The following is a 20367-nucleotide window of genomic DNA, read 5'->3' as shown; positions in this document are numbered from 1 at the left end:
TCGAGCTGAAAAAGAGATGTTCCAGGGCAAAATTCGGCTTTCGATCCAAGGCGAATCGAGATTCGTTGAGGTGAGAAAACGGATTTTGCGCCAAATCAGCTCGAATCCAGCCACGGGAGTGAATTTGTCCACATGGCCTAGGCCCCACCTCAATCAATCTCCATGAAAAAACTAATTCCTTTACTTATTTTGGGCTCGTTTTGCTGCATTGTCCTGAATGCTCAGCAGCAGGGAAACGCGCATAACATCAATGCAACAAGGCCGTCCCAAGAGCTGCGCCCCTTATCTGACCGGGAGGCTGATGAGATCATTCGGCAACAAGAGGCGAAAAAGCAACTCCGGGAGTCCCAAAAACTCATCAACCGGGTAGATTTCACCGTGGTAGAGCGCAGGGCTGTCGATATGGGCGACCGCAAAGTCATCCTTAATCGCGTAAACCCGCCGAATTTACCACCGCGCGCTCCGGCTAGAGCCGCCACTGTTCATTCAGACCCGATGACAGAGGCACAGATAAATGAGTGGATGGAAAAGATGCAGGCAAAGCCGCACCGCTTATTGTTTTTGTCTGCCACTGTGATTGATAGGAAACTCACCAAGATCCGCTGGTGGCACGAAGGACAAGAGTTGAAAGGCTGGAGTAATGTCGATTTCAATTATCTCCGCGGCATTGGGGAGTTTGAAACCGAAGATGCTTATTACACGGTGCTGATTGGCCTTGGCAATGAAACCACCAAAGACATTCAGATACGCAGGAAGTTCGCTGAAGAACGTGGACTGGATTTGGATCTTCAACTCACGGAAATCCCCGATCTTCCACCCTTCACGAAAGGGCAAGCCGAGTATTTTGTCATCAGCGATCAACCGGACATCATCGAAAATGATGCTGTGTTCGCCGCTATTGATTCCATCCATGCCTTTTACGATCAAAACAAACGTGAGCTGAAAATCCAGTATCAGCGCACCGAAGCCATTAATGCGGCAAAGAAGCGCTATGAAGCTGCTAACCCCGAACAGCCAAAGGATACAGTGATCCATTTCTGGCCGAAGCGCGGCAGTGCCTATCAAAACAACGAACGCTAACTCCATTTACCAATTTGTCATGAAACGTTTATTGACCCTGTCCATATTGCCATTCCTGCCTCTAAGTTTTGCTCAGGCACAGACGGCATCTGACCTGAATGAAGGCTCCCGCATTACTTATGATTCGGTTAATGATGATTACGCGCTTCTGTGGTGGGCACGCTCCCCCAAGACATACTTCATTCAGCAATCAGAAGATTTGGAGGTATGGAATTACGTTCCGGTTATAGAACCCGGCAAGGACGGCGTTATTGAATGGGGATTTACCACTGCGGCTGATCGGGTATTTTTTCGATTCGCGCATACAGGCATCAGGACTGTTGATCCATGGAACGACGATTTTGATTCAGATGGTATAAGTAATTACTTAGAAGTGTTACTAGGGATGAATCCCTTCGTCGATGAAGGCGCTATAAACACCGGCGCTGATGATGACAACGATACTGTCATTAATGGACAGGACGCTGCTCCGTCAGACGATACTGTCGGACAGTTGAACGTAAACATAACCTTTCCCGCAAACAACTCTACCCTCAACTGATTTTCATGAAAGCACTTACCCTTAGTGTCGCAATCTCGGTCATCAGCGCATTAACCGCGTTTGGACAGGGAGCTTGGCAAACGCAGTTCATCCAGAAACCCAGTTATCAGGGAGTGCCCATTCCTTCCGAGTATAACGGGATGAGCCTGAACGAGCTACTGGATGTCGGCCATCACAATTATTCACTCCCTGCGCTCAACCCACTAAGCTACAGATGGGCTGATGGCAACGGTGACGGGTTGGGAGACATCCCATCCAATGTCAGCAGTGAGCTGCGAGGCCATGAAATGTTGGATCAACTGGTCGAAGACCTGGCTGGCGACCCGATCGCCTTGGCTGCATTCGTGCAAAATGAAATCGATCTGACCAATACTTTTGTCTATGGCGCGCTTCCCGGCGAAGAACCGGAAACCAGAGCCAATCAACAGCTCGTGCGTGGCGCTTTAGGAACTTATATGGAAAAGCAGGGCTCGCCCTGGGAACAATGCGCTCTGCTGGTTCATCTCCTGCGCAGAGCTGGCTATCCTACCGCCTACGTCAAATCAACATCGGCCACCAGCAATCAGGGACTCTGGCTACTAACCCGGCATGTAAATAACATGCTGGGGCTGCATTTGATTGAAGGTGCCGATATCGACAGTTCGTTGCTTCACTTTCAGTTTCCGTGGGTGATTGTCTATACAGACAAGTCAGGTTCAAACGGCGAATGGGTGCATCTTTTCCCTTGGATTAAGGACACTGTTGTTGAAGAAGGTCTAGACCCCTATGGTTACTTTCCCGCTGGGTATGATTCCGGAAAAAAATGGGCGGAGAAATACCTCACCAATGATTCCGCCATCAACAACCTGATTGGTAACGATGGGCGCGATACCGCCGCCCTGCTGTTTGAACGCTACCTTCAACAACAGGTTGCCGATGATAACCTCTCCGTCGATGATTTCGGCCTAAATATCTACAATCGCACAAACCACTACTGGGATTGGAGCGATTTCCCTCAGCCCCTGATTATTGGCGATTTGACCGATGCGAATTTCACCGAACCACTCATTGTTAAAACCAATGACCTCAAAGACGCTGCCGATGACGCTCGGTTTGCAAAGATCAAGTTTGAGATTCAAACAGCGGGTGGCGGCTCTACCCTGATTGAAACGCAGGAACTCAAACTTGCCGACCTGCATAATCGCCGGTTCTACGCCTTCTATAAGCCGGGAACCAACAAGATCGCCCTGGAACTCAGCCCCTTTGATGAAAGCGTGTCCTTATCGACGGGCAATTTTTCATCATCCACCATTTGGGCAAGGCAATATAAGGAAGTGAATGACCCCGGATCTGCACTGGAAATAAAGATTTCGGTCAGCGGTATGCAAACCGATGTCCTGCCGGACGAATTTACCAGAAACTTTAAGGACAACTCACTTGCGGCGATTTGCTACAATGCTGGCCGTGTAACGCAGGAAATGCTCGATGTTCACGCCCGTAAGTTTTGGGAAATGGAAAGAGCATCTACAACGCCACCAGTTCAGGATTATGTCGGCGTCAATATGTTCATGACCGGACTGACATTCTGGATGGACGAGGAAATTGAAAACCGCCAACTCATGAACCTGCATAAAGTTCACACGACTTTGCGATACGGCGTTTGTGTAGCTTCAATCGAGCCGACCCCTGGCAGCGGCAATACAAACTGGACCACACCAAGCGTCGATATCCCTATTAATTTCCGCTATCTACGCAATCAATCGCACCATCCATTTTCATCTGAAACTGTCGCTGAAGTTCAAGAAGACATTCTATTTCTGGATGGCATCAATGGTTCATCGCATGAACATCAGGCTCTCAATACGTTTTTCGGGCAGGAAAATGCTATTTCGACTGTTCAATTATTGCGATTGGCCAATGAACGTCACGCACCAACAGAAGGCAATAATGGTCAGGGCTTTTACTCTTTTACCCGGTCAGAATTTGCCGCAGCAGACGCCGCAGCCGATGCTGATCCTCTCTCTACTTTCGGGGTTTTAAGAACCGAAGCCGGGGACGCTTGGGATACAGTTTATGAGGCTTTTGGTCTGGACGATGCAGGTTACACACCCGCAGGTTGGGAATCTGCATACATTACACCGTTTGACATCGCTATGTCCGGTGATGCAAACGCTTATAACGGCATGGGCGTGCTCTATATGGCCCCGGAAAAAGTAGGTGCATTGATCGATGGCCAAGCCGCTGGCGGCGCGGGTTCATCATTACCCTCATCAATCTTTCAATCTTCTAATTTTGATAATCTTTCCCTGACGCAAAATTTCACGGGTAACTACACTCTTGGTAATTTTGGCACTGGTGGCACTGACTTCTTTTCCAGCGGTGTTACCACAAATAATGATGCCATTTCATTCTTCAGCGGCATTGATAGTGGAAGCTTTGGTGTAGACAGCTTTTCAGAAACATCATGGAGCACCGGCTACTCGCAACTTGGCTTCGGATCAGCTGGCGGCAATATCGGCACTGCTGGTGAAACTTTGTTTTCGACAGGATGGCTAGGTGAAACGTCATGGAACAGTTTTGGCGGTCAGGGCAACAGCTTCGTGATCGATCCAGTAAACGTGGTCAATGGGGAGTTTTACATTGATACCATCGATTTGACCATCCCCGGTCCGCTCTCCCTGGAAATTCGGCGTAACTACGGGTCGATGAACGAATCTCACAATCTGCTTGGCTATGGCTGGAAGTTCACCTTGATGCCTTACATCAATATCACGCAATCGGGGGATTTGATCTATGCCGCAGAGCCTGACGGTTCCGTTGTAGCTTACCGCAAAGTCGTCAGTTCTTCTCCTGAAAGATGGGAGCCGGAACCGACGGACAATGAACAGCTCAATAATTTTAATGGCGGTGATATTGGCGGACAGACCAATCCTTTTAGCGCCTACATCGAAAAGACCACAGATGGCTCGGATGAAATTTATAAACTCTACAAGGCCAACGGTCATGTGGCTAAATACAAGGTGCGTTCCTTCCCCGTTACCGATGGAACTGATACCATCACGCGTGAGCGTCCCTATCTGGAAGAATGGCGCGATCCCTTTGGTAATGCTCTCGATTTTTTCTACTATGAAGACAATACGCTGCCGGAATGCGGGCAGTTACGCCGGATCGAAAGCAGCAACGGCAATTTCCTAGGCTTTGTTTATAATGTGCGCAGCCAGGTCACGGAAATTTTCACCAATGACGGTCGCAGGGTTAATTACGCCTACGACGGATTTGGCGACATGATTTCAGTCACTTTGCCGGATAACTCCACGATCAAATATGACTATCAAATCCTGCTGGATGCGGACGAAAATAACGAACCCTATTCAACGCACCTTCTGACCAAAATCACTAAGCCTGACGGACGGCTGGTGGTCAATGAATATGACAGCCAATACGACCCGAAGGATGCGACCTTTTCCGATCCGATGTATCGCAGGGTATCCAAGCAGTATATGACCGTAGGGCTTGATCTGACTCCAGTTGAGGTTGCTGAGTTTGAATATAATCCCAATGGCGATCCCTGGGTCACAGCAGGCTTTGATGTAACTTACGTTCATAGTGACGTGCGCCCGGCTTTAGGCCGTGTCACAACCGCCTATGTCCACAAAGACGGCATCTATTATTTTATCGCTGATCCGCTTGCAACAAGTTTTGCCCCCGGCAATACCGACATCGACTACGTAGTGACATATAACTGGTTTGACGGCACAGAGCCTAACAGCTTTGTGCGCAGCATCAAAACGCTCAAAGACAAGCGCGGCATGAAAACCCACTATGAATATGATGCTGTGGGATCAGTGCGTAAGGTTTCCATTGAGGGTGATGTAACGGGTGACGGCGTTTCCGAGACAGTTCCTGTCTATTACTTTTTCGATGCTGATAAACACTATTTAAGGAAAGTCATCCGACCGGCACCTGCACCCGGCCTGGCCCAAAAAGTCACATATCACACATACCCGACCATTAGCGGTGGTGCTGACTATGAGGAAGACAGCTCCAACCCCGGAACCTATCTTTATGCGTATCTCCCCACCAAAAGCGCAGAATATGCAATCGTGAATCCGGCAATCAATGCTCTCGAGCCGTCCGCTACTGATAGGATTCAAGAAAGAACATTCCGCTATGGACGTGTCATTGGAACTGGAGAAGAAGCCCACGGCCTTCTTTTGCGTTCAACCTCACAATCAGATCTCGATGTTGATGATAAAACCGAAACGTCTTGGACCTACAGCGCTAAGGGTTTTGCAGAGACCAGAACCCAAAAGACCTTCACATCAGCGCCCGATATTGTGACAACCTACGAATACAACCCCAAAGGTGAGTTGATCCGTGAAAGTGATCCCGCTGGCAGAACAGGTCGCTTTGATTATGACATGATGGGACGCCTCAAATCTTCAACGCAATATGCTTCAGACAGCTCAAACGATGCGCTCTCATGGAACATTACCTATTACAACCAACATGGCGAAGTTACTTGGGAAGATGGACCCCGTTTTAATCCGGAGGATTATGTTTTCCGTGATTATGATGGCGGCGGTCGAGTCATTGCTGAAGTCCGTTGGCGCTCACAGGCAAAGTCTGATGGCAGCGGTATCGAAGCCGTGCCCGGTCAGGACACTTTCTTAGGCCAAGCTATCACTTACTTTGAATATGATGGCTTTGGCAGTCTCGTCTCAACGCTCGATCCGCGCGGTAACGAAACCGCGATGGGGTATGATGAGCTTGGCCGCAATAACAGCATTACCCATGCTGTTGGAACCACTGATGTGGCAACTGAAAGTTTCACTCATGAACCGGGCGGTCAGGTCTACCAACACACAAATACCCTGAGTGGAGTAACCACAACGCTTTACACAATCACCGGCCAGCCTAGGCAGAAGACCTTGCCAGATAATCGGGTAACGCAGTGGCACTACTATCTGGATGGGCGGGTTAAGACTCGCACATTATCCAATGATGCCGTCTGGACGCATACTTATGACGATACTTCCCTAACCGAGACCCGTATATTAGCCAAAGGCAGTGACACGCTCGCCAAGCTCGTTGTGGGCTACGACACACGCAGAAATACAGTGTCCTTGGAAGAGTTTGCCACGGATAGCGTATCTTACGTCACTGAAACCGAGTTTGATGGTGTCGATCGTGTTGTTCGTCAGCTTGGTCCACCCGCTGCCACGCACCCTGATTCCGGGCAACCTGCCTCGAGCCTCCAAGAAACCACCATCAATTATGTTTACGGCACGACGGTTCCTTTTCAGGTCCAGACAACCATTGGGGATGTATTGAAAGTGGAAAATTTTGATGCGCTCAATCGGCCAACTGCTATCGGTTATCTGGATGCCAATACCTTTGTCACCGAAGATGAAACGGGCTTTGCCTATGACGATAACCATAGCGCTGTCACTGAATTTCGCGTGCTACGTGTTGGAGCACAAAGCGCCAATACTTTAATAACTAAGAATTACACTGACACGTTCGGAAACACCGTCTTAACCGTCTTCGCCGACAATACAAAAAGTCGCCAAGTCTATGATGCGGCCGGTAATCTGACCAACAGCTTTGATGAGCTTCAGTTGGAAACACAGTTCTCTCATGATTCGCGCAATCGCTTGCTCACCACGACTAAGCCCGATAGTTCACAAGTTACATTGAATTACGATGACGCCAATAATATCGTAAAGCGCATCATGCCGGGCAATCTAACCTGGGAAGCACAATTTGACAGCGCCCTGCGCATGTCCTGGGAACAGTTACGCGGCACTGGCGCAAACATTTCCCGCCGAGTGGACTTCAATTATTACACGACGGGTGATAATATCGGGCTGCTGAATACCCGTATTGAAAATAGCGGCAGTGCTGACCAGATCACACATACTTTTGATTATGATGGCGCATTGCGGATTAAAGAAACAACTTCAACCGCGGCAAACTATCCCGATATCACCCTTGCACGATCATTCGATTTGCGCGGCCTCACCACTTTCATGACACGCTCATCCCCGTCGGACGCGGATCTGATTCCTTCGGTGCGGATAGCCCGCCTTTATGACGGATATAAACAGATCATTGATGAAAAAGTAGAGATTGGGGCAGGTTCAGGCAATGCGTTCAATTCTCAGCTTCTACACAGTCATTTGGTGCAGGTTTGGGATGCGTCAGGTAGGCGTGAAACGCTGCAAATGGGTGAAGGCATACCGGCTAAAGGCAGTTGGACGCCGACAATGGATTTTGATTTCATTGCCAGCGGTATGATAGATCAAATCATCCCGGCAACGGCCAGTAATAGCTGGGCACTGGATTTTGAATACTCAACGAACGGCCAACTCAACCGCAGCTACACCAATGTCTGGTATGGAGGCGGAGCCAGTGTCTATGAGGTGAAACGCACGCACACGATATCCAACGGTTTCAATGATAGCTTGCGCGATGCTCGCGGTCGTGTCCTTAAACGCGATTTGTTCACTGAGCTTGATCCGGCAAATGATATCTACGCCTTTTTGTTCAGAAACACGCTTGTTCGGGATAGTGATGGAAAGATTTCAAGCTGCACTTCTCTGCATACGAATGGCACGGGCAGTAATTGGGCTACGCTCAATGAAACCCGCACCTATACATACGATCCACAGAACCGCCGTTTGGCAACTGAGACCTTCCAGCCTACGCCGGAAAGCCCGTTGGCAATGGAAACGCTGAAATACACATTCGATGATGATGATCTTGGCGTGCGGATAAAGGCGGAGAACCAGACTGATAGCGCTACGCTTTGGGAGGCAGACCCCTCTAATAATGGCCTGGATGCGTTCAAGCGTATTGCGGAGGAAGACCGGGTTAGCGATTTTTATTCCTTTATCGCTCAAGGTGATGCAGTTGGTCCCGGCAAGTTTTCTCTTTGGATCGGCCAAGGCGTAAGCCCGACAACATGGGATTTCGTCAATACCGTTTTCCCAGACCCGGATTATGGCAGTGGTCAATGGCAAGTGCCCTTATCCTTGCCGGATGGCCAATATACCTTAAGGGCCGAAGCAGAGCACTCACACCCTTCGAGCAGCTTCACCAGCACCAGCACCAGCACCTTTACGATTGCGGCAGGTGGTGAACAAAGAACAGTGTCCAACACCTACGATTATTCAGGAAAGCTGATCGCACGCTCCTGGGCCAGTGGTCAGGTCACACAAAACATGACCTGGGATGCCGGTGGTAAGCTGGTGAAAGTCGTGCAGGCAGATACGCGCACCACTCCGTTGCTTCCCGATTACACCTGGACTGCGATTTACGATGGTGGCGGTAGACGCATCAAAACAACCTTCGTGCCAAGCAATGCGCCGCAAGCCGGCGCGGAAGCAGCCAGAGCTATTCATTGCTGGTATGACCCGTCCATTGAGTTTCTGGAAGTAGCCGTTGAAACACAGGGCAAACGCTGGTGGAAGTTTCATGGTCCAGACTTGGATGCTGACTACGGAAGCTTTCAGGGCGTTGGAGGGCTTGAAGCAGTCGTAGACGAAGAGTCAGGAGCCTTCTATCCCATCATTGATGATAATTTCGGTAACGTTGTTGGGCATGTTAATACCGGCACGCTCGATAACACCGGCGATGATGTCTTTCTCTGGACGGAAATCCAGATGTCAGGCTACGGACCACTGCCCGGTTACCAGATGAAGGCTTTAGAAGAAAGCGGCGATTTGGTTCTCTCGCTTGCCTGGCAAGGTCGTAGAATTGATCCGACTGGCCTGTTTTGCATGGGAACACGCTATTATGATCCCATATCAGGATCGTTCATCTCAACCGACCCGCTTGGCCATGAAGCCACGCTTGATCTCTACAGCTATGCGGGAGGCGACCCAATCAATTTCTTTGATCCCACTGGACGCTTTCCAAAGGGTGAAGACGGTGTAGTGCATGGCGTTGATTTTACTGGCGAGAAAGATTGGTCGATTGGCCTGATTAGACAAGGTCAGCTTATTGTGAAAGACCCGGATACGAATTTCTTCCAAAAAGTCGGTGGAGGCATACTGACGGCAGCCGGTGGATTCTTGAGTATTCCAGACACGATGGAAGGCGCACAAATCGCTACCTCACAAGTTAAACATGAAATGAACCAGAAACTTGAAACGGGCCAGATTGGAACTTTCGAATACTCGCTTTATCGCTCGGCTAATTTCTTTGGCAACTTTGGCCTCGGCACCACCGATTTCACAACCGGCGTATTTGTTGATCCGGTTAATACCGCGTTGGATACTGGCAAAGGAATAGCCTATGATTTCCCGGTTAAAATTTACAGCGATGGTAAGGCGTTCATCAACGACCCAAGCTATATTTCGTTTGTTGATAACTTTGAGAATGCTGTTAATATCGGACTTATTGTAGGACCAGCAAAACGTAACTTCTTTGAAGAGGTCGGGCATTCACAGTTCAGGGATGCGTGGTGGAATAGCCCGACTCCTGGCGCCAAAGGCCTTCTCTCGGCTGAGACACGCGGACATCGTGCCTTGTCTGAGGCAGGTGCTTGGATAATGTCCGCTGGTAAAAATGGTGAACCATTTCCTTTTGCCTTTGAGAGCAGTGTTTTTCTTGGTGCTGGAAGGAGCAAAGAAAGAGGTGGCCTGTTATCTGGCCCAACAGATTCCGTTTTCCAGTCCGCGCCATTTCTTCTAAATGCTGCAAATAGTGCAACTGTGACTCCGATGGGAAGTAATCCAAGTAGCCGTCCTTGATATGAGTCTGCTTGAAGTTCTATTTTTTCTGATAAATGCCATTATTGCCGTGCAGGTCTCTGTTTGGGCATACAATGAGCATGGCGTTATCGCAGCGATATTTGGGGCTATAGTTGGTTTCCTGCTGCTGCCACTCATTCTCTTTCTTTCAATGCTCTCCTTGGCCGGTTATGCAAAAACAACCCGTCGTTTTTTTGGATGGCACAAAGACTCCAAATACCCACGTTGCAGTTGCGGAAGTGAGTTGGTATTGGACAAGAGCTACCCGACGAAGGACCATCCACATATGATGCTGAAATGTGAATCCTGCGGATTAAGATTTAGAGATAACGTGAACAAGATCTATCTGGAAGGAGATGATGGTTCCGTTGAGCTTTATGCCACGCGTAGCATGCTGACCGGAAAATGGAAAAATGTAATAGAAACAACTTTAGACTGTTCGGATCGCAGTGAAATCACAAACTGACTATTAAAGTGAAAGCGGGAACCTTTTTAAATCCATCTTCTGTAGTTTTCTTGAGCGCGTTCATTATATTCACTCAGCCATTGTCTGCGGAGCTTTCCTTGCAGACCTACCAAAGCGGCCTCTCGGCCTTAACGATGAATCAGTCCATCACCAAAGCTGGACAAGGCGAATTGATCCTTGATGGCGACTTAATTGGCGAAGACATCGAGGTTGTTCATGGTATTTTAATCATTGATGAACCGTCCTATGATTCTTTCCAAAACCCAAGCAATTGGGTCATACTGCGCGATGAACCTTCGATTATCGTTACGGACCTTTTACCTGTCATACCGCAATCGGATTTACCATCATTTGAAGCATCCGGCACCGCGATAGTCCCGGAACAATCCAGTGCTGGTCTGATCGTTGGTCTCTTGGCAGCGGCTTACATTTTTCTCATTCGAAGAACTAAAAACCTAAGACGATGAAGCGGTTATTTTTTTCAGCCATCATCACGCTTCTGGCGATAACCAGCTTACAAGCCCAGGAAGCGCTCTATGTCGGCAAGCCCGAAGTTGTTTCTGGTGCCCCTGGTAAAACAGTCGTTGAGTTCAAGATGGAAAACACGCTCAATACGCTAATTAAAGGCGCACGAGCTTGGATATTCTTAATGGGTGAAGACGACAAGGTCGTTGGTAATCACGCACAATGGGTTGTGTCCCAGGATAAGAAGAACGATCTGCCAAGCGGTGAAACACAGACCTATAAGATGACCATGCCGTCACAAGGAAAAGTCACCGCGGCTAAGGTGGTCTTTTCCCGCATTATCCTTGGCGACGGATCAACGGTCGATCCCAGGAAGATCGTGAAATCCTTCCCGGAAAAAACCGATAACAACTAACTCGAAACAGTGCTTTCCTATGAGCCAGGTCACCACCACCGTCTGCAGTAAACTCCATGAGGTGTGCATAGATCAGATCGAGATCACTGGTCAGGTCGTAGGTTTTGGTGATGTAGTCATCGCCGCGATCCCGGTAGCCGATTAAAGCGAACTTCACGTGAGGCTGATCTTCTGCTGAAACTATTTCCTGAGCTATCGACCAGATCTTCTGCTTTGCTCCTTCAATCAACCCACTCATCGAACCAGTCGTATCGAGGATGAATGCGACTTCGACTTGTTGCCTATCTTCCGAAGACTCCAAATCACCCTCTGATGGTTCAGCTAAGCTTTTCGAGGTCTCTGAGAGAGTAGATGGAGGATCGATCATTGCGGATAGCGTCAGGACTGACGAAACGAGAAGAGGAAGAGGAGCAAGACTTTTCATTTTTTTGTGTTTTGGATGATTTGCGCGAGGCAGAGAATCCACTTCGCCGTGATATCTTTATCCGAATTTGCCATGAAAAGTGTCAGGGCTCTGTCAGATGGTTGTCAGAAATTTGTCACATGTGTTCTGATCCAAATCCAAATCGCTTTCGCAGTCGAAAACGACGGAATACTCAACTCCCAATTTTTAACTTCAAAAGGGAGAGTCCCAATTGAGTGGTCGCTTTTCTAAGGGTAAGGGATTGCCTCCAAACCCTTCCTGTGGCCGCGGGCGCAGTAAATCCGTGTAATATGCTTATGTTTTCGAAGATCACCATTGACATCGTAGATCAAACTTTCATTAATTATTGAAAATACTAAATTCTAATGCCGGCGAAACCTACACCACTACAACAGGCGAGAGATACCTTCATCGCCCAGTGGGGTGCGTTGGGTAGTTCCTGGGGGATCAATAGGACCATGGCGCAAGTCCATGCTTTCCTCCTCGCTCACAATGGCCCTGTCGACACAAACGCGGCCATGGAGCAGCTGCAGATTAGTCGTGGGAATGCGAACATGAATCTCCGGGAACTTGTGGAGTGGGGTTTGGTTCGAAGTTTCTTCGTTCCGGGCGACCGTAAGGAGTATTTCGAGGCGGAGAAGGACGTATGGAAGATCTTTTGCGCCATTAGTCGGGAGAGAAAGAGGAGGGAGATTGAACCTGCCGGTAAGGTGTTGCGGGAGTGCGAGCAGATTTCAAAGCCAGATCGTTCAAAGGAAGCCGAGTCTTTCCGGTCAGTCATTCGTTCACTCGCTGATTTCGTGGAGCTCTCAGACTCGGTGATGGAAAACGTGGCGAAGAGGGAGAGAAGCAAGGTGGTTCCCCTCATCATCAAAGCCCTTGGCCTGGGCCGCCGCAAATCGAAGTAAGGTTTTTTTCTTAAATCAAACATTCAAAAATTCTTGAAACTTTAATAACATGAACACGCAAAATATTCTTCTCATTTGCCTCTATATCGGTGGTGCCGGCCAGATTTTTGTCGCTCTGATTTACGAGTGGGTTCGCAGAATTCTCGACTGGGATGCTGACGTTGACCGAATGTCTCACATTTGGAACCGCCAGATCGTCCACACCTACAGTCGGTATATCCAGGGAATCAATTTTGTCTTTGGTGTCATCACTCTAGGTCTGGCTCCTTACCTATTGGATGGTCATCCGGTCAGCCGGGCCCTTTCTGGAGTGATCGCTCTCTATTGGGGAGGGAGGCTCATAGTTGCTCTGGGCTACTACGACACAATGACGATTACTCGCACTCGCCGGCTGTATCGGACGGGAGCGTGGTTCTTCAACGGGTTGTTCGCTTATCTCGCCGTGGTCTACGGCTGGGTTGCCCTCTTGCCCTGATACGAGGAAGGAGGGAGTGGGGCGGTGAAGTTCAGACTCAGTGGATTTAGGGCGGATTGGCGGAACCTCTTGATGATTCATTTCGCGGTTCTGCCCGAAAGACTGCAGTCGCAGGTCCCACTCCCTCTGGACACCTATAACGGAGAGGCATTTGTAAGCTTAGTGTTTTTCCGCCAGGAGAACCTCTCGCTTTGGAGGGCAGGGGACTGGACAAGGATTCTGCTGCGGCCGCTCAGTGATCATCATTTTGTGAATCTGCGGACCTACGTTAAAGTGGGTCAAGAGGTTGGGATTTACTTTCTGAGGGAGTGGATCGACAATTGGCCAGGAAGGATCGTTGGACCTCTTACCTACGGCCTTCCTTACCGTCTTGGTCGTCATTTCCAAAACAACGAAGAGGAAGGGACTTTTGAGGCACTGCTACGGGCTGGTCCAAATCGATTGCAGGTGAGGGCGCGTTACAAGAAGGAAGCGAAACCGGCTGCGCCGGAAGGCACGCTGTTCCATTTCTTGCATGAGCGCTACCACGCCTACACCAAGCGTCTACAGCAAACTCTGCGATTCACAGTCGAGCATCCTCCATGGGAGATGAAAAAGTGCGAAGTTAATCTTCAGGCTCACGGACCCGATCTGGATATTTTGAGAAGTGGTTGCCTGGTCGAATCCGCATACACCTGCGGCTTTCGAGGGGTTCACATGAGCTTCCCGAAAAGGGTGTGATCTAGGGCTTAAAAAAGTGCTTTTTTCTTTACTACTCAATAGTCGTTTTGTCGATCTCTTGGAGTTTCGACTCCCGAGTCAGTATATTGGGTAGTAGTCCCCAGACTCGTCTTGCTTTCACCCGTTCTCTTCTCTTGGGGCTTGCCGTAGTTCCATTAGCAGGTCTGGACGTTGCTGTTTTAAGACGCTCGAAACGTGACGGGAGAAGCCCGCACCAGCTTCGTTGTAGAAGTTGAAAGCGGAATCGACACCCAATTCGCGTAGTTCCCGCACCTCGTCGTCGAATTTTGCGGTGGTCGTCACGACCCCTTCGTAGCCAGTCTCTTTAAGCACGTCTGCTGCGTGAAGGTTGGCGGCGTGTTTCGGCATCGCGAGAACGACAAGCTCGATATCCTGATCGATTTTCACTTTCTCCCAGAAATCAGAGTCAGTTGCATCGGCGAGAACCACGTTTCGGTTGAGATTTTGATGGGTGGCCACTTGGACGGGATCCATGTCGAACCCGATGACTCGTCCTGGAAATTGATTGTTGAGGTAAGTGTAGACCGATAAGCCCATTCGCCCCATTCCAAAGATCGCGATCCGTTCGTGCTCGGTATTGACGGGGAGATCGTCCGGATGATGGCCTGCCGTTTCGAAACGAAGGAGCCTCTCATGGAGCAGACGGTAGGCGCTCTCGGCTCGTCGGTTAAACGGCGCTGCTGCGAGAAAACTCAAAGAGACAGCGATCGCCAAATTGACGAGCCACTCTTCGCTGATCCATCCCTTTGCGGATCCAACTGCGATGACAATGAGTCCGAACTCGCTGTAGGTCGAAAGGTGGAGCGACCCCATCCAAGAGGTTCGGGAACGCAGATTGAATCGAGTGAGAATGAAGAAGAATAGGGCAGACTTGAAGGGAATGAGCAGAAGAAGAATTACGGAAGCCACTAGCCCATCCCAACTTGGCAGCCCCTTAAGGCCGATGGAGAGGAAAAAGCCGACAAGGAACAGGTCAGTGATACTGACGAGGGATTTGCTGATTTCCTTCGCCTTTGGGTGCTGCCCGATGAGGATTCCGATAAAGAGCGCTCCAAGGTCTCCCTTCAATCCGACCCACTCGAATGCATACGCCCCCAAGACAAGAGCAAGGAAGAGGCCACAAAGAGTGGTCATCTCGCCGTGACCAGAGCGCGACACTAGTAAGCCGATCAAGGGGCGGGCAGCAATGAGGCCAATCACTAAAGGGATCGCCCAAAGGGAAGGAATCTTCCCGAGGGAAAGAGTAAGAAAGACCACAGCAATCAGATCCTGCATGATAAGGATTCCGACAGTAGCGCGACCGTGAAGGGACCCCATCTCCCCGTTTTCCTCGAGGATCTTGATGGCGAAGACCGTGCTCGAAAAACTCAGTGCAAACGAAAGGAGAAATGAAGTGGCGAAATCGAACCCTGCCAGGGTCTGAAGCCCAAGGTGACTCGCCCCGAAAAACAGTAGTCCAAAAACCACGACGACGATTGACGAGTGAATACTCGTTCCTCCCCAAATTTCGGGTCGGAGCAGACTCCGGATACGAAGCTTCAGCCCGATTGCAAAGAGCATGAGCTTTACTCCCAGATCGGCGATTTCATCGAGAGTCACTCCACCCGTTTGACCGAGGGCATGGAGCACAAATCCGGCGCCAAGGAATCCAACCAACGGTGGAAGGCCGACCTGCCGAACGAGTAGTCCACAGGCAAAAGCGATAGCGAGAAAGAGAGCATCCATAGATAAAACCGAGAAATGAGTTGCGGAGTAAACGCCCAGAGAAGCAACCTCCATGCCCGAGTTGGTATCGTAGTCACGATCCCTCGAGTAATCCTCACCGGTCTGCAGATCGGAACCGCTCCAATCGAACTACAAACCGGGATCGAATCGGAAATTTTCCTAATGTAAGACCTGCTGCGGCACCCTAACGGGTGTCTTTGTCCACCGGCATCTTGGTGCTCAGAATTACCTCTTCCTTGATGGACGCAGCACGGTTGATCCGATCAGCCGCGGCAGCACATAAAGGAGTAACTGAATCACCGAACCGACCACAGGCGGTAGTTATGAAAAGGAACAGCAGGACAGTCCCTGGTTCGGAAAGTAAACCAACTACGCGCTGTCTCCTACAGACTGTCCAGCGGATACCGCTTTCTCGCCCCGGTTTTTGCATGACGTGCAAGTAGACTCGGGGAGTCTCCGCACTCTTACGACCGAGTAGATCCTGCACCGTTCGAACACCCGCAACGCCTTCGAGGAGGTGTGGCACAAAAGAGTTTCGTAGGATGTGGCTCGTGTTCCACTTCGAAACTTCTGAGCGGCTGGCATCGCGGCAGGTGTGCGTTTGGTCGCGTTAGTCAAAACCAGGATACCATCTCAGTAAACCCGGTCATGTTTCGGTTGAGATTTCGAGGCTCGGCCGAGGCCTTAGTTTTCTGGACCCTTCAAGCTGAGTTTCTTAGCGTCAGTCACCGAGGTTTGATGAATGCCCTGATAAAGGGTCCTATGTTTTGGGCGATTGTCCACTTTTTGATCGGTGCTACTGTAAGCTGTTTAGTCGTTTTTGACCTATTTGGGCTTGGAACGTCTTGGGAGAAATCGGATGAATCCGTTTTGGGGTTCAAGGTGAGTGAAAACGGCCTGATATGCATTTGCTTCGGAGCAGTCGCCTGAGGAGCATTCTAAGCCAGGGTGTGGTGCTTTCGTCCGCCCGAATGACCCGATTTTCGAATCAGCAGGCATTGGCAACCTGATACCTATTTCGGAAAATCAACTGGACTAGGAACGCCACTGACGGTTTTCCTGTCACCCACGCTATCTACGAAAGAAAAAAGGATATGAAATCCACACATAAACTCATTGCTCTACTCATTGTCTGGGCTGCAATTGCTGCCATAATGATCTTAGGAGATGCACTGGCATTGTCGGTGACGGGAATAGGTATGGTTGTGCCTATAATACTGGTGATTTCAGGAATAGGTTGCACGAAGTATATATGCTCTGACGGAAAGAGTGACGAGTGAGTCTAACTAGTTTGAGCAGACAATTCGACGCGCATTCGGAAAATCCTAAGAATCAACCGGACCCCTGAGCCTTGCAGGCTGGTTAACTCGTCGCCACCTTATGAAGAAACAAGAATCATGAAAACTGTGAGCACACCAATTCTATTCATGACCATTTTGCTGTCCGGCTCGTTCCTACATGGAAATTTGCCTTCGATCACAGAGAAAAGTGGCTACACGATAATATCGTTCATTGAGATTGAGGTAGATCCCGCCAACAACAGGGAAAAGCAGCATGTTTTTAAGAAAGAAGACGTAATTGCGATTGAGAGCGAAGCGTGGACGAAACCTGAAGCCTACTACATCGAATTCAAATTAAACACGATGGTGACGGGCTCAACAGGGACAGTATCTCCTTTGCGGCTTGGGGTAACAGTTCCCTCGAAAGAGGATCGGGACTCGATAATCAATGGGTTCTTGGAGTTATTTGCAGAAAAAGACGGATCCTAACTCGGGGGAGGAGGTCAACTCGACAACCGTCTCGAAGAACTCCGAAAACCAAGCTGACTAGGTAGCTTCAACGGCGGGTTGCCTGCCCTTGGCTTTCGGTAAGAAATGAAACTAGCACATTGGATAGCGTTCCTATCTCTCCTCGTTGTCGGCTGTTCAGACTCTGGGCCACAGGTTCACTTCATCATAGAAGATGGTTTTCACGGTGAGATAGTAATCAAGCCCGATGAAACAGCCATTAGTATACCGAAGGTCGATGATCACTATGAGATTGTAATACCTACTTCCGGGAAAGTGTCCTTTCAGAATCTCGATCCACTTAGCCAGTGGCACTCCGTCATCCCAAAGAGGAAAAACGGTGAAAGAATCCCATGGCCAGGACATGTTGACCACCATACCGTCTCTCGGCATTCTGGAACTTCAAGCAGCGAAGATGTCAGACGATATTTTGTAGGCACTTTGAAAGAATACTACGAATATCTTGGTTGGACGAAACGAGCGAAAGAACTGTAGCCTTCGAGATGACAGGATTTGACACTAGATGGCCTTTGCTTGAAGAGCACTTACAACAGTTGGATGGTCCACATGCTGTCGGCAATGCCTTAAGCAAAAAAGGATTGGATTCAGCCGAACGGCTCTTGGCATCAGTCGGTGAGGATCAGTAACGTTTTACGATAGTAGGTTTCAGGTGATTACAGACATTGCGACACATGATAAACGTTTCCCATTGGCACCCGGTGCCGGAAGCGATGCCATTCACCGTGATCCCGTCTACTCCTATGCAGTCACCGAGCTAAAGGATGATTCCGGTCACTCCGGCATCGGCCTAGCCTTTACCCTCGGTGAAGGTAACCACCTCGTCTGCAAAGCGGCTTCCTTTTTAGCACGGGATTTGGTTGGCAAGGACGTCGACGAACTGATGGAAAGCTTTGGAAGCTGGCAGTGCGCCGCGTCGAATGAGCAACAGCTTCGCTGGCTTGGACCACACAAGGGTGTCGTTCAGCTTGCATTGGCATCCGTCACCAATGCCTGCTGGGACATTTGGGCAAAAAAGCATGGTGTGCCTTTGTGGCAGCGACTGCTCGACCTAACCCCGGAGGCGCTTGCCGCCACGATCGATTTTTCCTACCTGGAGGATGTTCTGACTCCCTCCGAGGCCATTTCGGTTCTGACCGCAGCGCGGGCAAACCGCAGCGAACGCATGGGCATTCTGAAAACAGGCTACCCCGGATATGATACCTCTATCGGTTGGTTCAACTACAGCGATAAACAGGTAAAGGAGAATGTGCGTCACTCGGTCGACAATGGATTCACAGCCATGAAACTGAAAGTAGGTGACCCCGATATGGAAAAAGACCTTCGACGCACCGAGATCGTGCGGGAAGGTGCCGGTCCAGATGCCACCGTTATGGTGGACTGCAACCAGCAGTGGAGTGTGCCACGTGCTCTTGAGTACGGTAAGCAGGCCGAACCTTTCAACCTGTTCTGGATTGAGGAGCCCACCCACCCTGATGACATCCTGGGTCATGCGGAATTGGCAAAGGCGTACCAGCCCTCGCTCGTGGCCGCCGGTGAACATGTTCCCAACCGTATTATCTTTAAAAACTATTTTCGGGCCAAGGCCCTCGGCGTCTGCCAGGTAGACGCCGTCCGCGTGGCCGGAGTGAGTGAATTTCTTGCCGTAAGCCTGATGGCTAAAAAATACGATATTCCAGTGGTCCCACATGTGGGCGATATGGGACAGAACCATCAGCACCTAGTCCTCTACAATCATATTGGCATCGGCCACAAGGCTCTCATGCTCGAACACATTCCACACCTCCAGGGTAGATTTAAAAATCCCTGCGTGGTCAAAGACGGCGTCTACCAAATCCCTGAGGAGCCCGGAATGAGCAGTGATCTGCTAGACCTTACCTGATGGCGGACAACTCTCTATCGTCCTAGTCCACTAGCAAAGGCGTGCCTGTAGTGGATCAAAGATGAATTCGTAGATTCATTGAGTCAGGAACAGGCGCATTGTTGGGGGATTCAAACTTGAAGTGGCAAAAGCACTTTTTCGTGCTCAAGCAGCCACTTTTTTCGCTTTAGGCCGCCTGCGTAACCAGTGAGTGATCCATCGCTTCCAATTACTCTGTGGCAGGGAATGAGGATGGAAATCGGGTTTCTCCCGATCGCAGCACCAACTGCTCGCACTGCTTTGGGAGATCCGACTTGCTCAGCGATTTGGCCGTAGGTGCAAGTTTCTCCGTCGGGGATCTTAGCGAGCGCGCTCCAGACCCTCTTCTGAAAGGCGGTTCCGCTGGCGAAAGTGTAGGTGGGAAGGCTTTTACGAATTCCCGATCCGAAAAACGTCGCGAGCCAATCGAGAGTTTCTGCAAGAGCCGGAGAGCTTCCTCCTGCTGAGGTGAGATCCTCCGCCGGTGGATGCCAGTGGTCTTCGTAGTAGACTCCGGTAAGGCCTGAGGAATCTGCAGTTAGGGTGAGTTTGCCGAGAGGTGACGGGCTGAGGGTGTATGAAGTCGAAGGGAACATATTATTTCAGGAGCATAGTGAAGAATTTTCGATAGTTCGATAGATTTCTGCAAGATCGACTTTCCGAGCGATCTCCCTCAACACTGTG

The 20367-nt window shown here is 49.8% G+C and carries 16 protein-coding genes; 12 read left to right on the top strand and 4 right to left on the bottom strand.

Annotation, left to right across the window (positions count from 1 at the left end):
* The first annotated feature begins 162 nt into the window (after window positions 1-162).
* From AAGJ81_10460 to AAGJ81_10435, 6 genes are read left to right on the top strand one after another with little or no spacing between them, the layout of a single operon-like run.
* Window positions 163-1080, top strand: a complete 918-nt coding sequence (locus AAGJ81_10460; GenBank protein MEM0966558.1) for a hypothetical protein — start codon at window positions 163-165, stop codon at window positions 1078-1080.
* Between the two features lie 19 nt (window positions 1081-1099).
* Window positions 1100-1621 carry a hypothetical protein gene (locus tag AAGJ81_10455; protein ID MEM0966557.1) on the top strand — a complete coding sequence of 174 codons (522 nt, stop codon included), beginning with the start codon at window positions 1100-1102 and terminating at the stop codon, window positions 1619-1621.
* A gap of 5 nt (window positions 1622-1626) precedes the next feature.
* A complete protein-coding gene (locus AAGJ81_10450; protein MEM0966556.1) occupies window positions 1627-10359 on the top strand; it encodes an RHS repeat-associated core domain-containing protein in 8733 nt (2910 codons plus the stop codon).
* A 1-nt stretch (window position 10360) separates the two neighbouring features.
* Window positions 10361-10825 (top strand): hypothetical protein, encoded by a 465-nt coding sequence (locus tag AAGJ81_10445; protein MEM0966555.1) that lies wholly within the window; start codon window positions 10361-10363, stop codon window positions 10823-10825.
* A gap of 8 nt (window positions 10826-10833) precedes the next feature.
* Entirely contained in the window at window positions 10834-11292 is a 459-nt protein-coding gene (locus AAGJ81_10440) for a hypothetical protein (GenBank protein ID MEM0966554.1), read from the top strand.
* Entirely contained in the window at window positions 11289-11705 is a 417-nt protein-coding gene (locus tag AAGJ81_10435; GenBank protein ID MEM0966553.1) for a hypothetical protein, read from the top strand. The genes AAGJ81_10440 and AAGJ81_10435 overlap by 4 nt, the downstream gene beginning before the upstream one ends.
* Here AAGJ81_10435 and AAGJ81_10430 read toward each other — a convergent pair.
* Complete coding sequence (locus tag AAGJ81_10430) at window positions 11629-12129, bottom strand: VWA domain-containing protein (GenBank protein ID MEM0966552.1); 501 nt, start codon at window positions 12127-12129, stop codon at window positions 11629-11631. The two genes, AAGJ81_10435 and AAGJ81_10430, sit on opposite strands and share 77 nt — an antisense overlap.
* A gap of 365 nt (window positions 12130-12494) precedes the next feature.
* Here AAGJ81_10430 and AAGJ81_10425 point away from each other — a divergent pair, with 365 nt between their 5' ends.
* The 3 genes from AAGJ81_10425 to AAGJ81_10415 are packed head-to-tail and all read left to right on the top strand — an operon-like array spanning window position 12495 to window position 14232.
* Complete coding sequence (locus AAGJ81_10425) at window positions 12495-13037, top strand: transcriptional regulator (GenBank protein ID MEM0966551.1); 543 nt, start codon at window positions 12495-12497, stop codon at window positions 13035-13037.
* A gap of 49 nt (window positions 13038-13086) precedes the next feature.
* Entirely contained in the window at window positions 13087-13512 is a 426-nt protein-coding gene (locus AAGJ81_10420) for a hypothetical protein (protein ID MEM0966550.1), read from the top strand.
* A gap of 24 nt (window positions 13513-13536) precedes the next feature.
* The gene (locus AAGJ81_10415) at window positions 13537-14232 is read left to right on the top strand and encodes a DUF2071 domain-containing protein (protein ID MEM0966549.1); all 696 of its coding nucleotides are present in this window, start codon (window positions 13537-13539) and stop codon (window positions 14230-14232) included.
* Between the two features lie 117 nt (window positions 14233-14349).
* On the opposite strand, the gene AAGJ81_10410 is transcribed toward AAGJ81_10415, so the two are convergent.
* Together AAGJ81_10410 and AAGJ81_10405 are read right to left on the bottom strand one after the other, a co-directional pair.
* Window positions 14350-16032 (bottom strand): cation:proton antiporter family protein, encoded by a 1683-nt coding sequence (locus AAGJ81_10410; GenBank protein ID MEM0966548.1) that lies wholly within the window; start codon window positions 16030-16032, stop codon window positions 14350-14352.
* A gap of 130 nt (window positions 16033-16162) precedes the next feature.
* Window positions 16163-16504 (bottom strand): hypothetical protein, encoded by a 342-nt coding sequence (locus tag AAGJ81_10405; GenBank protein MEM0966547.1) that lies wholly within the window; start codon window positions 16502-16504, stop codon window positions 16163-16165.
* 871 nt (window positions 16505-17375) lie between these two features.
* Here AAGJ81_10405 and AAGJ81_10400 point away from each other — a divergent pair.
* The 3 genes from AAGJ81_10400 (at window position 17376) to AAGJ81_10390 (ending at window position 19665) form a co-directional block, all read left to right on the top strand.
* Complete coding sequence (locus AAGJ81_10400; GenBank protein ID MEM0966546.1) at window positions 17376-17747, top strand: hypothetical protein; 372 nt, start codon at window positions 17376-17378, stop codon at window positions 17745-17747.
* A 105-nt stretch (window positions 17748-17852) separates the two neighbouring features.
* Entirely contained in the window at window positions 17853-18260 is a 408-nt protein-coding gene (locus AAGJ81_10395) for a hypothetical protein (GenBank protein MEM0966545.1), read from the top strand.
* Between the two features lie 175 nt (window positions 18261-18435).
* Window positions 18436-19665: an enolase C-terminal domain-like protein gene (locus AAGJ81_10390; GenBank protein MEM0966544.1), complete on the top strand. Its 1230-nt coding sequence runs from the start codon at window positions 18436-18438 to the stop codon at window positions 19663-19665.
* Window positions 19666-19775: 110 nt separating this feature from the next.
* Here the strand turns inward: AAGJ81_10390 and AAGJ81_10385 are convergent, their stop codons facing one another.
* Window positions 19776-20279, bottom strand: coding sequence for a methylated-DNA--[protein]-cysteine S-methyltransferase (locus AAGJ81_10385; GenBank protein ID MEM0966543.1), 504 nt, complete (start codon window positions 20277-20279; stop codon window positions 19776-19778).
* Window positions 20280-20367: the final 88 nt, after the last annotated feature.

The sequence above is a fragment of the Verrucomicrobiota bacterium genome (assembly GCA_038744685.1).
Classification (GTDB): domain Bacteria; phylum Verrucomicrobiota; class Verrucomicrobiia; order Opitutales; family Puniceicoccaceae; genus Puniceicoccus.
This window is presented reverse-complemented; position numbering and strand designations above follow the sequence as displayed.

Excerpts from the sequence above, each read along its gene's own strand:
- AAGJ81_10425 (MEM0966551.1), top strand. The coding sequence starts at position 12,495 with ATGCCGGCGAAACCTACACCACTACAACAGGCGAGAGATACCTTCATC.
- AAGJ81_10395 (MEM0966545.1), top strand. The coding sequence starts at position 17,853 with ATGAAACTAGCACATTGGATAGCGTTCCTATCTCTCCTCGTTGTCGGC.
- AAGJ81_10385 (MEM0966543.1), bottom strand. The coding sequence starts at position 20,279 with ATGTTCCCTTCGACTTCATACACCCTCAGCCCGTCACCTCTCGGCAAA.
- AAGJ81_10435 (MEM0966553.1), top strand. The coding sequence starts at position 11,289 with ATGAAGCGGTTATTTTTTTCAGCCATCATCACGCTTCTGGCGATAACC.
- AAGJ81_10400 (MEM0966546.1), top strand. The coding sequence starts at position 17,376 with ATGAAAACTGTGAGCACACCAATTCTATTCATGACCATTTTGCTGTCC.
- AAGJ81_10450 (MEM0966556.1), top strand. The coding sequence starts at position 1,627 with ATGAAAGCACTTACCCTTAGTGTCGCAATCTCGGTCATCAGCGCATTA.
- AAGJ81_10460 (MEM0966558.1), top strand. The coding sequence starts at position 163 with ATGAAAAAACTAATTCCTTTACTTATTTTGGGCTCGTTTTGCTGCATT.
- AAGJ81_10420 (MEM0966550.1), top strand. The coding sequence starts at position 13,087 with ATGAACACGCAAAATATTCTTCTCATTTGCCTCTATATCGGTGGTGCC.
- AAGJ81_10410 (MEM0966548.1), bottom strand. The coding sequence starts at position 16,032 with ATGGAGGTTGCTTCTCTGGGCGTTTACTCCGCAACTCATTTCTCGGTT.
- AAGJ81_10455 (MEM0966557.1), top strand. The coding sequence starts at position 1,100 with ATGAAACGTTTATTGACCCTGTCCATATTGCCATTCCTGCCTCTAAGT.
- AAGJ81_10430 (MEM0966552.1), bottom strand. The coding sequence starts at position 12,129 with ATGAAAAGTCTTGCTCCTCTTCCTCTTCTCGTTTCGTCAGTCCTGACG.
- AAGJ81_10445 (MEM0966555.1), top strand. The coding sequence starts at position 10,361 with ATGAGTCTGCTTGAAGTTCTATTTTTTCTGATAAATGCCATTATTGCC.